Source organism: Chryseobacterium rhizoplanae (genome assembly GCF_900182655.1).
Classification (GTDB): domain Bacteria; phylum Bacteroidota; class Bacteroidia; order Flavobacteriales; family Weeksellaceae; genus Chryseobacterium; species Chryseobacterium rhizoplanae.
This window is the reverse complement of record NZ_FXTC01000007.1, coordinates 1-12,797: the sequence shown is the minus strand read 5'-3', so window position 1 is coordinate 12,797 and position 12,797 is coordinate 1. Positions and strand designations below refer to the sequence as shown.

The window sequence follows — 12,797 nt, the reverse complement described above, 5'->3', positions numbered from 1 at the left end:
ATGGCAGCCATTATTCTGAAAATAGTTCTGTGTTCTTCTGTTTTCATTGCCGTTTATTATCTCTTCCTTGAAAAAGAAAGAATGTACAGATTCAACAGATGGTATTTATTAAGTGGTATACTGCTTTCTTATATTATTCCATTTATCAATATTACGATACAAAGACCTGAAGCTAAAATAGAGCCTCAAACTCAAATGATGATTGAAGAAACGGCTCAGCAAATGATTTTAATTCAGCCAGAACAGGATAGTTTCAACTGGATGAATATTGTGTGGGGCGTGTATGCTGTAATGACACTTTTTCTACTCATGAAAAGTCTCTTAGCTCTCTTAGCTTTCAGAAGAATTAAAGGTGAAAAACGTATTTACGAATATTACAATATCATATTAACAAGTGAAAGTCTTTCTCCATTCAGTTTCTGGAATACAATATATATGGGGAAAAATTACATGGAAAATGATAGAATTGACCAAAGAATTTTCCTGCATGAAAAGGCTCACATTGATCAGAAACACAGTGTAGATTTAGTAATACTGGATCTTTTAAAGATTTTTACCTGGTTCAACCCTGTTCTTTTCTTATACAAAAAAGCAGTAATCACGAATCATGAGTTTTTAGCAGATGAAGCGGTACTGAAAAAGAATTATAATATTAAAGAGTACCAAAACCTTATTCTTGATCAAATTCTTAGCCACCAAAATCCTCCTTTGACTCATTCATTTAATTTTAACAACACCAAAAAAAGATTTATTATGATGAAAACCAAAAAATCGAAATTCAGCCTGTTAAAGAAAACAGCTGGAATCACAACGCTAATTGCTGCCGCTGTTTTACTTTCTGAAAGAACATATGCAGGGAATTCCGCAAGTATTCAGATACCAGAAAAAATAGCGGAAACTTCTGCTCAGACTAATGACCAGGATTCTTATCAGGAATTTAAAGACATATTGGCTAAGTATGCTGATTTGCTGAATGATGGAAAATATGCTGAATTTTCAAAAAAGGTCTCAGAAAGTGATAAAAAAAGACTGGAAGAACTTTATCCTTTACTGAATGAAACCCAGAAAAATGAGCAGAAGATCACATTCTTTGCGTTGCCTGAATTAAAAAAAAGAATTCCAACAGAGAGTGAACTGAAATCATTTTTAAATAAAAAAGACTATGCAGTCTGGATTGATTCAAAAAAAATTGAAAACAGCGTTTTGAAAAACTATAAGAAAACAGATTTTTCAAATGTTTATATCAGTAAAATTTATCCAAATGCCAGAACAGCACAAAATCCTCAGCCTTATCAGGTTACTTTAATGACTCCGGCTTATTTTGAAAAGACCAGACAAGAAGGAAAATCTTCTGTCATAATGGGATTCAAAAGGCAAGATTTAAAAGCCGTTGCAGATACAATCGTTCCAAGGATAAATAGCATAAATGAAAATAATCAAGGTAAAAACACAAATACAACCATCAATACTCCACAGAACACTAATGAACTTCCGGCACAATACGTTGATGGGGATAAAAGTTTCAGAATGCAAATAAATAAGGGCATTGATACCAGTCACTTTGAACCTAAATATGGTACTATAACATCAACTGCTTATATTCATATCGATGAGACAGGAAAAACAACACAGGTAACCACTTCGGGAGATAATGAAATACTAAACCGGGAACTTCTTAAGTCAGTCACTGAAATAAGTAATAACACAGTTTGGAAACCTGCTACGAAAGATGGGAAACCCATTGCTTCTGTACTAAAAGTCCCCGCAACAATGACTTTTACAAAACCTTAATCTTGAAAGCGCTAATTTTTAGCGCTTTTTTTATTTTTTCAATTATTCCTGTTGAAACTGTTAAAATTTTATTATCAAAATATTCACCATCAAAACATTATCCTGTCTAATAATTTCTTTCGTATTTTTGTTGTATACATTCTTTTCTATGGATTTTAAGCTTCAATCAGAATATAAACCTACCGGAGACCAGCCTCAAGCTATTGAAAAACTTACCGAAGGAATAGAGATCGGTGAGAAATATCAAACACTCCTAGGAGTTACAGGCTCCGGAAAAACCTTTACTGTTGCGAATGTTGTAAAAAATGTTCAGCGCCCAACCTTAGTTCTGGCACACAATAAGACTCTTGCGGCACAGCTCTTCATGGAGTTTAAAGAGTTCTTCCCGGAAAATGCCGTGGAATACTTTGTAAGCTACTATGATTATTACCAGCCCGAAGCTTATATTGCTACAACGGGAACTTATATTGAAAAAGACCTGAGCATCAATGAAGAGGTGGAAAAGCTGCGTCTTTCTGCAACTGCCAGCCTTCTTTCAGGAAGAAGGGATGTTTTGATTGTAGCCTCTGTTTCCTGTATTTATGGTATCGGAAACCCTACAGAATTTCATAAATCTTTAATTTCCATTGCTATTGGTGAAAAAGTGACGAGAACAGCGCTTCTCCACTCATTAGTTAATGCATTATATGCCAGAACATTAAATGAATTCCAACGAGGAACATTCCGTGTAAAAGGAGATGTGATTGATGTGTTCCCCGCTTATACTGATAATGCCATCAGAATTCAGTTTTTTGGAGATGAAATTGAAAAAATTCAAAGCTTTGACCCGGTTACAGGAAATGTAGAAGACAATTTTGATCAGATACAAATTTATCCTGCCAATCTTTTTGTCACATCAAAGGAAACCTTAAACGGTGCCATCAAAGAAATTCAGGATGATATGGTAAAACAGGTTGATTTCTTTAGTTCTGTTGGAAAACCATTAGAAGCCAAACGACTTCAGGAAAGAACTGAATTGGACCTTGAAATGATCAAAGAATTGGGCTATTGTTCAGGAATTGAGAACTATTCGAGATATCTTGACGGCCGTCTTCCGGGCACAAGGCCTTTCTGTCTGATCGACTATTTCCCTAAAGACTTTTTAATGGTTATTGACGAAAGCCACGTAACGGTTCCACAGGTTCATGCTATGTATGGTGGTGACCGAAGCAGAAAAGAAGCATTAGTGGAATACGGTTTCAGACTGCCGGCTGCTATGGACAACAGACCTTTAAAGTTTGAAGAATTTGAAGCTATTCAGAATCAGGTAATCTATGTTTCAGCAACTCCTGCAGATTATGAACTTGAAAAAACCGGAGGAGCTTATATAGAGCAGATCATCCGTCCGACAGGACTTCTTGACCCCATTATTGAGGTAAGACCTACCATCAACCAGATTGATGATTTGATGGAGGAAATCCATAAAAGATCTGATGCTGATGAAAGAGTACTGGTAACGACTTTAACGAAGAAAATGGCAGAAGAACTTACGAAATACTTTACCAAATTCGGAATCAGAACAAGATATATTCACTCTGATGTTGAAACGCTGGAACGTATTCAGATCATGCAGGATCTTCGTCTGGGGCTTTTTGATGTGCTTATTGGGGTTAACTTATTGCGAGAAGGATTGGATTTACCTGAAGTTTCATTAGTAGCTATTCTGGATGCTGATAAAGAAGGAATGCTGAGAAGCAGAAGATCAATGATTCAGACTGTGGGACGTGCTGCAAGGAATGTGAACGGAAAAGCAATCATGTATGCTGATAAAATCACAAAATCCATGCAGGCTACTCTGGATGAAACCGAATACCGCCGTGCTAAACAAATGCAATACAATGAAGATCACGGCCTGAAGCCAAAAGCATTAAATAAAAAGATTTCTGAAAACCTTGTCGGAAGAAGCAAAGACTTCCCGGATGAGAAATATACCCAAAAAGAAATCCTTCAGAAAGTTGCTGAAACAAAAGCAACCTATGCAAGTGAAGATATAGAGAAAATGATTACACAGAAGCAGAAAGAAATGGAAGCTGCTGCGAAAAACCTTGACTTTATAAAAGCGGCCAAGCTGAGAGATGAAATTGCAGCTTTGAAGGCTTAATAAGACTGATTTATAAAAAAGTTTCGGCGGCATCTTCGATGCCGCCGAAACTTTTTACCAAGATTGGTTTATTTATTTTTATTACAATCCGTTTCTTACTGCTGCCCTGATGGGAGTCAAAAGATCCATCAGGCCGTTTAATTTGATCTCATAAACTGTTGAAAGTTGCATTCCCAGTTTTCCCTTTGGCATTCCGTTTTTGTTGAACCATTCCAGGTAACTGATCGGAAGATCAATCAGAACCGTTCCTTCATACTTGCCGAACGGCATTTTCATGACACAGATTTCTTTTAATATTTCGGGATTCAGTCCTTCCACTTTTTTATATAATTAAATTAATTTTTCTTCAAGATCATTTTGGCCGGGCAGTTCAAGGTCTGGAGGTGTCTCTTCATCCGAAAACTCATTTCTGTATACCTGAACCAGAAGAAGGGTCAGTGAAATCAGAATAGGCCCGAAAATAAGCCCCATGAAGCCAAAAAGATTCATTCCCATGATAATCCCAAATACCGTATTCAAAGGATGGATGTTTTCCAGTTTCTTTAAAAGCGTAAAGCGAAGAAGATTATCCGTAAGACCTACCACTACAAGGCAATAGATCGCTAAGCCAATACCTTGACCTGTATTTCCTTCAGCGATCATAAAGATACATACCGGAACATATACAATAGCCGTTCCTACCACAGGAATTACTGAAGCAGCAGCCGTCAAAGCAAACAGAAGAATTGCTCCCGGAGCTCCAAAAATAAGGTATCCGATAAGCGCTACAATCCCCTGTCCTACTGCTACAACCGGAATCCCGATAGCATTGGCCATAATCAGTTTTCTCATTTTATCGCCTATCAAAGAAATGTTGGATCTCTTCAACGGTGCAGAAGAAGTAAGAATCTTTTCAAAGAGTCTTGGTCTTTCCAGCATAAAATAGAGAATAAAATACATGGACATCACTACAGTAAGCGTATTGAATGTCCCACTGAGCGCTGACGTAGAAACTTTTCCTACATTATCTTTCAGTTTCGTCATATTTTCTTTGCTCAGAATATCAAACCCTGTTTTGGAAAATATGTAAGAATGTATTTTATCCAGGAAAACATTGAACTTGGCCATATAGGCCTGCGCATTTCCCAGTTTATCAATAATCAGATCGGCAATAAAGTAGATAGGAAGAATAAGAACAATAAGACTCGCAAACATTAATGCAAATGCCGCAAGTGAAGGTTTCCATTTTTTTTCTTCCTGCAGGTAAAAGTTATATTTTCTGCAGACTACATAAATGGTGATTGCCCCCAAAACAGAGGGAATAAACAATGCCAGATTAAAACAGATCAACCCTGCCAGCACTATAATAATGGCCAGCAAAGACATCTGCTTTATTGCAACACTGCTTATTTGTTTGTCCTTATTCATCATGTATTTTATATTTTATTTACTGTACATAATTTGTCTTGGTTTTCCTAAGAAAGCACAATACGTAGAGTACATTACAATCATAATAAACGGAGCGGTTAAGATAACCCCAATTCCGCAAAGAATAACCCCTGCAATAGAGATCAGGAATCCTAAGAATCCGGTTAATAAGAAAACGCCATAGTTTTCTTTAGCAATATTGAAAGATTTCCCTAAAGCATCTGTAGCTGAAGCATTTTCAAATAACAGAATAGGATATCCTAATAAAAGGAAAGGATATACAAAAATAATAGGCAGTACACACAATGCAAGAGCAACTGAAGAAATAATCCCAGATAGAAGACTGTAGATCAATATGTTTACAAAATTCTGACGGTATCCGATGAATAGGTCAGAAAACTCAATAGGGCTTTTGGTGTTATATTTATTCACCATGTAGATCAATCCTACATACAAAGGCGATAATAAGAGACCGAAAAGACTGGAAGCCCCCATATACAAAGGAAGTCCCGGAGCACTCCAATAATTAAAATCACCTCCTGAAGATTTCATATCTTCTACGATAGAAGCAGAATCAAATCCTGTAAGCATCTGAATAACAGACCCTCCCACCAGATAAATAATCATTGCTACGATTCCGTAACCGAAAACACCTTTATACATTTCAAAGGCATGAGAAATAATCGACCCCGTATCTCTGTTAGGCACAGAGCCTTGCTGATCAAATTCGTTAAATTCAGACATAGTTTAAATATTTAATGATTTTACCAAAATTAGTTTTTTTTAGTAAAAAATCACATTAAACACGAATGAATTTTAGCTTTTCTCTGAAAAAACGGTTTTATACAATGAATAAATCATCGCATTCCAAAAAGGAAAAGTGAAAAGTCCTCCTATCAAAAAAAGAGCAAAACCTAAATACTTAAATAGAAAAGCAACGATTACACAAACCATTATTTCAACGAAATACATTTTAAGAGCTTTAAAGTTCAGAGAAATGGCTTCGAATATCCTTTTATCCGCAAAAAACATAAGCGGTGCAACAAACAGAGTCACAGCAACCCAAGCAACAGCCAATATTATGGTAGGAATTGTAAATCTGTAAATAAAGAACCAGAAAAGAAAATACCCTACATATTTAAAAAAGTTGAGTCCATTGTACCCCGCAAAAAGATCCCCGATCACAATATTTTCTTTAAGATCAATTTTCCTGAAGATCTGGAACATCCCAAGATTCAATGGATACAAAAATGCTGTAGTCCCCCAGATAGCCAGTGTAAACATCTGATAATTTTCGGTTGCCGTTATCGCTTCCATTTTTTTCAGATATGCTTTTGTTCCCTGCAAAAAAGCTTCCTCCAATTCTTTATTGTAAGAGAAAACGTCATACTTTGTTCCAAAAAGCATAACGGCGGTAAGCAATATTCCAAAAAATATGATGGAAAACATCAACTGAAAAACCAGTGTTTTATTCCAATAAAAAAATGCCTGCTTCAATATAAAATCTAGTCCCGGTTTCTGAGGATATTTGTTCTGCATCATAAAAAATTTATGCAAAAGTAAACATCAATAAGTACTTTTGCAGAATGTTTTCAGTGAATCATCAAAAATTTATGGAAATGGACGAGCTTTCTCTTCAGAAGGTTCCCTATTTTTTCGTTATCGACTTTCTCTCGGAGAATGTGGAAATCTATCAGGAACATGAAATTGAAAAAGAAGGCTTAATTATTGATTTTCAAGAGTTTTCAAACACAAAAGAGACACAGGAACTGGACAAAAAAGTAGTCTGGAAATCGTTTCCTGAAACATTGGAAAGCTTTAAAATCGGCTTTGATAAGGTTCAGAAAAATATTCGTTTGGGAAATTCTTATTTAGTAAATTATACCAGAAAGACCAAGATAGAGACCAATTTAACCTTAGAAGAAATTTTTTACCACTCAAATGCGAAATACAAAGTTTTTTATAAAGATTTTTTTGTATTTTTTTCTCCTGAAACTTTTGTAAAGATCATTGACGGAAAAATTTTAACCTATCCCATGAAAGGCACCATTGATGCCTCTATTGAAAATGCTGCGGAAATACTGAAGAATGATAAAAAGGAAAAAGCAGAACATTACACTGTAGTAGATCTGCTTCGGAATGATCTGAGCATGGTAGCTGATGATGTAAGGGTGGACCAGTTCCAGCATATTGATTTCATCAAAACCCAACAAAAGGATCTGTATGCCATGAGTTCTGAAATCTCAGGAATGATAAAACCTGAATATGAGGGAAAAGTAGGAAGTATTATGCAGAAACTTCTTCCTGCGGGATCTATTTTAGGAGCTCCCAAACCTAAAACACTGGAAATAATTCTGGATGCAGAAGGATATGACAGAGGATATTACACGGGAATTTGTGGCTGGTTTGACGGCCAGAATGTAGACAGCTGTGTAATGATACGCTTTATTGAAAAAGAAGAAGACCAGCTGTATTTCAAAAGCGGAGGCGGTATAACGCACATGAGTAAGTTAGAAGACGAATATCAGGAAATGAAAAATAAAATCTATGTCCCAATTCATTGAAAGCATTAAAGTAGAAGATCAGGAGGTTTTTCTATTGGATCTACACCAGAAACGTGTCAATCAAACATTTTCCCATTTCGGGAAAGAAGACTCTATTGATTTGGCTAAGATCTACAAAAATCTACAGCATGATGAGGATGGTCTTTTCAAATTAAGAATTTCTTATGATCTCGACAAAAGAGTCAGAACACAGATGATTCCTTATGCGATTCCTGAAATTCAGGATTTCAAGCTGGTAGAAAACAACAGTTTTGATTATTCATTCAAGTTTGAAGACCGTAAAGAGTTGGATAAAATGAAGATGAAATCCAAGACAGAAGAGATTATCATTGTTAAAAATAATCATATCACCGATACCTCTTTTTCTAACCTTTTATTTTTAAAAGGGAAAGACTGGTTTACTCCCGCTACCTATCTGCTGAACGGAGTACAGAGGCAGCATCTTTTAAAGCACAAAAAGATCAAAGAAACGGAGATTACTTTACAAAATATAAAGCAGTTCACCCATTTCCAGATCATTAATGCATTGAATGATTTTGATGATATGTTCATCTACCCTATCGACAGAATTATCAATCTGCCGGGGAATGAAGAGTATCTTGATCTTTAAGATTATTTCATAAACTCAAAGTATGACTTCAGCACATCTGCGCTATTCTTCCCGTGAGTATTTACTTCCAGGATTTTTGGTTGTGCATCAGGTTTGAAGAAATTCTCCAGAACTCTGTCAAGCGTAATTTCATCCTCTACTTTTATATAGGAGAACCCAAAGTGCTTGGCAAGAGATTCTGCATTCTTACGGTGTTTTGTAGCAATAAACTCATCCAATGTATTCGGGTTGGCATTTCCGGGCCCCGGAATGATCTTAAAGATATTTCCTTCACCGTTATTGAAGATCATGATTCTTACAAACGGTGGGATATATTGATTCCAAAGTCCGTTGATGTCATAAAAGAAACTTAAATCTCCTGTAATCAGCAAAGTAGGATTTTCATTTTTAATAGCAAATCCCATTGCCGTAGAAGTAGATCCGTCAATACCGCTGGTTCCCCTGTTACAGTACATTTTTCGCTTTCCGAAATCAAACAGCTGTGCATATCTGATGCCGGAAGAATTACTGAAATGGATGTTATAATTTTCAGGAATCGTCTGCGAAGCCTTATTGAAGAAATAAAAATCTGAGAATTCAATCGTATTCAAAAACTGCTCGTGTTTAGCATCTTTTTTATCCCTTAAAACGTCCCAAAGATTAAAATAGGGTCTAGGCTCCAGATTGATAAATTTCAACAATTTTGAGAAGAAAACTTCAGGCTTAACTTCAATTTTTTCTGTCAGTGAGAAATAGGTATCCGGCTGCCATACTTCATCCAGGTGCCAGTGCTGTTTAGGGCGAGCACTTCTCAGGAACTGTTTTACTTTTTTAGAAACTACGTTCTGTCCCACTGTGATCAACAGATCCGGAGCATAGGTTTTATAGTCTTCTTCTGTAAAATTAAATATATAACGGTCTATATGTTTGAAAAACTTCTCATGATGAAGGTTAGAATTGGCCTCACTTAAAACAATCACAGAATGGTTTTTCACCAATTGAGTCAATTGATTTTCCAGCTCAGGGCTGTAATCTCTGGTTCCTACCAACAGCATAATTCTTTGTGAAGTATGCCATTCTGCAATTAAATTTGAAGGAATTTCATACTCTTTATGCTTGATTGTTTTTTCTACCGTAGGAAAAGTAGGAAGTTCTGATACAAGCTCATACAAAGGCTCCTCCAAAGGAATATTAATATGCACCGGCCCCTGCTTTTCAAAGCAAAGTTCAATGGCTTTTTTAATGGTATCGAAATTAATATCTTCTGCATGTTCTTTGCTGTCTTCCAAAAGCTGGAAATCACCATAGGAATGCTGATGAAAAACATCCTTCTGTCTTATCGTCTGACCATCGAACAAATCAACAAAATCAGTCGGTCGGTCAGCAGTAAGTACCAAAAGTGGAATATTTTGATAAAAAGCTTCAGTAACAGCAGGATAATAGTTTACCACTGCAGATCCGCTGGTACAGGTAATTGCTACCGGTTTCTTTTCGCTTTTTGCCATTCCCATCGCCACAAAAGCAGCACTTCTTTCGTCTACAATACTGTAACAGTTAAAACTATCTACCTCCGAAAAATGAATGGCCAAAGGAGCATTTCTTGACCCCGGAGAAATTACGATATCAGCAATTCCGTACTGTTGAAGAAGATGTGCAAGTATTTGGATACTTCTCTTAGAAGAATATTTTTTCATACAGCAAATTTAACTTATAAATAATGATTTTAAAATCATTTAAATTAAAAAAAATGTAATTTTGCTGTTCGTAAATTTCTAAAAATGGATAAAATACCTAGTGTAGACCTGCGTGATTTCCTTTCGGACAACCCGGAACGCAAACAGAAATTTGTAAATGAAATCGGAAAAGCTTATGAAGAAATTGGTTTTGTAGCCTTAAAAGGCCACTTTCTTGATGACAACCTGGTAGATGATTTGTATGGAGAGGTAAAAAACTTTTTTGAACAGCCAGTGGAAACGAAACAGAAGTATGAGATTCCAGGAATAGGCGGCCAGAGAGGTTATGTAGGATTCGGTAAAGAAACTGCAAAAGGTTTCAAAAAAGGAGACTTAAAAGAATTTTGGCACTTTGGGCAATATCTGTCTGATGATTCAAAATACAAAACTGAGTATCCGGACAATGTAATCGTTGATGAACTTCCAAAATTCAACGAAGTTGGTAAAGAGGCATTTCAGATGCTTGAGAAAACGGGACAGTATGTTCTAAGAGCTTTAGCATTGCATCTTGGCTTAAATGAATTCTATTTTGATGACAAAATCGCAGAAGGAAATTCTATTTTAAGACCTATTCACTATCCGCCAATTACTGAAGAACCGGATGATGCGGTAAGAGCTGCAGCTCATGGAGATATTAACCTTATTACTCTTCTAATGGGAGCACAAGGGAAAGGTCTTCAGGTTCAGAATCACAACGGAGAATGGATTGATGCCATTGCAGAACCGGATGAATTGATGATCAATGTTGGAGATATGCTTTCAAGACATACCAACAACAAATTGAAATCTACTATCCACAGAGTGGTAAACCCACCAAGAGAATTGTGGAGTACTTCAAGATATTCGATTCCTTTCTTTATGCATCCTGTAAGTGCTATGTCTTTAAATGCACTTGAAAATTGTGTAGACGAAAACAATCCGAAACTATACGAAGATACAACTGCCGGAGAATTCCTGCATGAAAGATTGATCGAACTGGGATTGATTAAAAAATAAATAAAAAGGCTGTCTCGATCTTGAGACAGCCTTTTTTATTCCTATTTGTGTCCTAACCTGTGATACAATAAAATTCAGGGCATGGCGTAGGCTGAGTGAAAGTTCCCCACGGACAGATACAGGTATAAGAATCACCACCACCGCCTGGGTTTCCTCCACCTCCCGGATTTCCTCCGTAAGGTACACATTTACCACCTGAACAGATCTCTCCCGCAGAGCACCCTCCTTCTCCTGGTCCTCCACCCTCAAAACAATATGCCGGAAAGTCGACTCCAGCAACAATACTTTTCTTGTCTTCTCTTGAAAGTTTTTTTAGATTTTTCATAGTTTTTGATTTTTGGTATTTCCTACTCTAAAAGCTTTTCGGATAACGCTTGCCTAAAAATAATATATATTTAACTAATAATCAAATATTTAAATAAAACTGAGTTTCTAGCAGATTCAAAAGACTATAATTTTAGTAAACTTTATTTTTTTATATACCATATCTTGTTTAATTAAAAATATTTTAACTATTTTTACTTTACATACAAATTTTTAATTAAAACAATATGAAAAATTTAAAAAAACTACAAAAAGGCCAATTAAAAAACATTTCCGGAGGTGCCACTCTTCCTGAAGCAGATTTCTGCATGTATTATTGCAGCGGAGTAATTGTTTGTGCTACGTGCAGTGATGATTTCAAATGCCCGGACACAAACAGTGATATGTAAGATTGAAAATCAAAATGTCATAAAATGGGAACCGTTTCTTTGTTGAAGCGGTTTTTTTATTTCTGTAGGCTTACAATAGGGTAGATTTTAGCTCTTCCTATAACATTTCCACACACAGATATATTTTTATAAAAAAGAGATTGTTTATGAGCTTAAAAATAATGTCTGATAGTAATAAGTAATACTTGGTATTAAATTAGAGAATTCATCAGCATTAATAAAGAAGAGCATTCTCCCGCTATCCATTCATACTCCTCGCGCCAGCGCTTTCCTACACTCAAACCCACAGCTCTCCCACGCAAGCTGTGGGGTAACCATTGCTATCGGGGCTAGGGAAGACGAATTATGAGTTATGAGTTGCGGGATTCGGGATTCGCGTTACGTTTTTCTGAGGTTCAGATTATAAATAATAGTTTTATCCTATTCAATAGGAGCGGGCCGTCATCCTGAGCGTAGTCGAAGGAAGCCGTTTTATTAAGATTTCTTTCTTCCTATGGGGCTTTAGCCAAAATTTATTATTTGGTAAGACATTCGTTGAGGAAAATGATACAATACAATCCCGGGTTGTTTAAACTCCTTCAAAGTGACAGATAAGAGGAATATAGATTAGTAATGATGGTAAAGACGGGAAACTGGTTTTGAACAATGTGCACTCAATGATAATTGATAAACTGATGCATTATTTATTACTCATTGCTTATTATTCATTACTTATCTTTTAGGATTGTGCTGGCTTGGGTATACAGCAAAAAAAAATCCTTTATCATAAGATAAAGGATTTTTAAAAATAAAATAAAAACTGGCGGCGGCCTACTCTCCCGCTTTCGCAGTACCATCGGCGCTGGTGGGCTTAACTTCTGTGTT

At 36.1% G+C, this 12,797-nt stretch carries 12 protein-coding genes; 6 read left to right on the top strand and 6 right to left on the bottom strand.

Annotated elements, in window-relative coordinates:
* Nucleotides 1-1,791, top strand: coding sequence for a M56 family metallopeptidase (locus FN817_RS15630; RefSeq protein WP_142718765.1), 1,791 nt, complete (start codon nt 1-3; stop codon nt 1,789-1,791).
* 148 nt (nt 1,792-1,939) lie between these two features.
* Nucleotides 1,940-3,931 (top strand): excinuclease ABC subunit UvrB, encoded by a 1,992-nt coding sequence (gene uvrB, locus FN817_RS15625; protein WP_142718764.1) that lies wholly within the window; start codon nt 1,940-1,942, stop codon nt 3,929-3,931.
* An 81-nt stretch (nt 3,932-4,012) separates the two neighbouring features.
* Here the strand turns inward: uvrB and FN817_RS15620 are convergent, their stop codons facing one another.
* From FN817_RS15620 to FN817_RS15605, 4 genes are all read right to left on the bottom strand, one after another.
* Nucleotides 4,013-4,240 (bottom strand): DUF3820 family protein, encoded by a 228-nt coding sequence (locus FN817_RS15620; protein WP_047420761.1) that lies wholly within the window; start codon nt 4,238-4,240, stop codon nt 4,013-4,015.
* A 21-nt stretch (nt 4,241-4,261) separates the two neighbouring features.
* Nucleotides 4,262-5,341, bottom strand: coding sequence for an AI-2E family transporter (locus tag FN817_RS15615; protein ID WP_142718763.1), 1,080 nt, complete (start codon nt 5,339-5,341; stop codon nt 4,262-4,264).
* Between the two features lie 12 nt (nt 5,342-5,353).
* Entirely contained in the window at nt 5,354-6,082 is a 729-nt protein-coding gene (locus FN817_RS15610; protein WP_047420747.1) for a beta-carotene 15,15'-monooxygenase, read from the bottom strand.
* A 72-nt stretch (nt 6,083-6,154) separates the two neighbouring features.
* Entirely contained in the window at nt 6,155-6,880 is a 726-nt protein-coding gene (locus tag FN817_RS15605) for a hypothetical protein (RefSeq protein ID WP_142718762.1), read from the bottom strand.
* A 44-nt stretch (nt 6,881-6,924) separates the two neighbouring features.
* Between FN817_RS15605 and FN817_RS15600 the strand changes: the two genes are divergently transcribed.
* Complete coding sequence (locus FN817_RS15600) at nt 6,925-7,902, top strand: aminodeoxychorismate synthase component I (protein ID WP_142718761.1); 978 nt, start codon at nt 6,925-6,927, stop codon at nt 7,900-7,902.
* Complete coding sequence (locus FN817_RS15595; protein WP_047420744.1) at nt 7,886-8,512, top strand: aminotransferase class IV; 627 nt, start codon at nt 7,886-7,888, stop codon at nt 8,510-8,512. Before FN817_RS15600 ends, FN817_RS15595 begins: the two co-directional genes overlap by 17 nt.
* Before the next feature lie 2 nt (nt 8,513-8,514).
* Here the strand turns inward: FN817_RS15595 and menD are convergent, their stop codons facing one another.
* Complete coding sequence (gene menD / locus FN817_RS15590) at nt 8,515-10,185, bottom strand: 2-succinyl-5-enolpyruvyl-6-hydroxy-3-cyclohexene-1-carboxylic-acid synthase (protein WP_047420743.1); 1,671 nt, start codon at nt 10,183-10,185, stop codon at nt 8,515-8,517.
* 84 nt (nt 10,186-10,269) lie between these two features.
* On the opposite strand from menD, the gene FN817_RS15585 reads away from it, so the two are divergent.
* Nucleotides 10,270-11,220 carry an isopenicillin N synthase family dioxygenase gene (locus FN817_RS15585; protein ID WP_142718760.1) on the top strand — a complete coding sequence of 317 codons (951 nt, stop codon included), beginning with the start codon at nt 10,270-10,272 and terminating at the stop codon, nt 11,218-11,220.
* 52 nt (nt 11,221-11,272) lie between these two features.
* Here FN817_RS15585 and FN817_RS15580 read toward each other — a convergent pair whose 3' ends face one another.
* Nucleotides 11,273-11,545: a bacteriocin-like protein gene (locus FN817_RS15580; RefSeq protein WP_142718759.1), complete on the bottom strand. Its 273-nt coding sequence runs from the start codon at nt 11,543-11,545 to the stop codon at nt 11,273-11,275.
* A 226-nt stretch (nt 11,546-11,771) separates the two neighbouring features.
* Here FN817_RS15580 and FN817_RS23205 point away from each other — a divergent pair, with 226 nt between their 5' ends.
* Nucleotides 11,772-11,933, top strand: a complete 162-nt coding sequence (locus FN817_RS23205) for a bacteriocin-like protein (RefSeq protein WP_167498881.1) — start codon at nt 11,772-11,774, stop codon at nt 11,931-11,933.
* Nucleotides 11,934-12,797: the final 864 nt, after the last annotated feature.

Coding starts and splice junctions, on each gene's coding strand:
- FN817_RS15615 (WP_142718763.1), bottom strand. CDS start 5,341: ATGATGAATAAGGACAAACAAATAAGCAGTGTTGCAATAAAGCAGATG.
- FN817_RS15595 (WP_047420744.1), top strand. CDS start 7,886: ATGTCCCAATTCATTGAAAGCATTAAAGTAGAAGATCAGGAGGTTTTT.
- FN817_RS15605 (WP_142718762.1), bottom strand. CDS start 6,880: ATGATGCAGAACAAATATCCTCAGAAACCGGGACTAGATTTTATATTG.
- FN817_RS23205 (WP_167498881.1), top strand. CDS start 11,772: ATGAAAAATTTAAAAAAACTACAAAAAGGCCAATTAAAAAACATTTCC.
- FN817_RS15585 (WP_142718760.1), top strand. CDS start 10,270: ATGGATAAAATACCTAGTGTAGACCTGCGTGATTTCCTTTCGGACAAC.
- FN817_RS15630 (WP_142718765.1), top strand. CDS start 1: ATGGCAGCCATTATTCTGAAAATAGTTCTGTGTTCTTCTGTTTTCATT.
- uvrB (WP_142718764.1), top strand. CDS start 1,940: ATGGATTTTAAGCTTCAATCAGAATATAAACCTACCGGAGACCAGCCT.
- FN817_RS15580 (WP_142718759.1), bottom strand. CDS start 11,545: ATGAAAAATCTAAAAAAACTTTCAAGAGAAGACAAGAAAAGTATTGTT.
- menD (WP_047420743.1), bottom strand. CDS start 10,185: ATGAAAAAATATTCTTCTAAGAGAAGTATCCAAATACTTGCACATCTT.
- FN817_RS15600 (WP_142718761.1), top strand. CDS start 6,925: ATGTTTTCAGTGAATCATCAAAAATTTATGGAAATGGACGAGCTTTCT.
- FN817_RS15610 (WP_047420747.1), bottom strand. CDS start 6,082: ATGTCTGAATTTAACGAATTTGATCAGCAAGGCTCTGTGCCTAACAGA.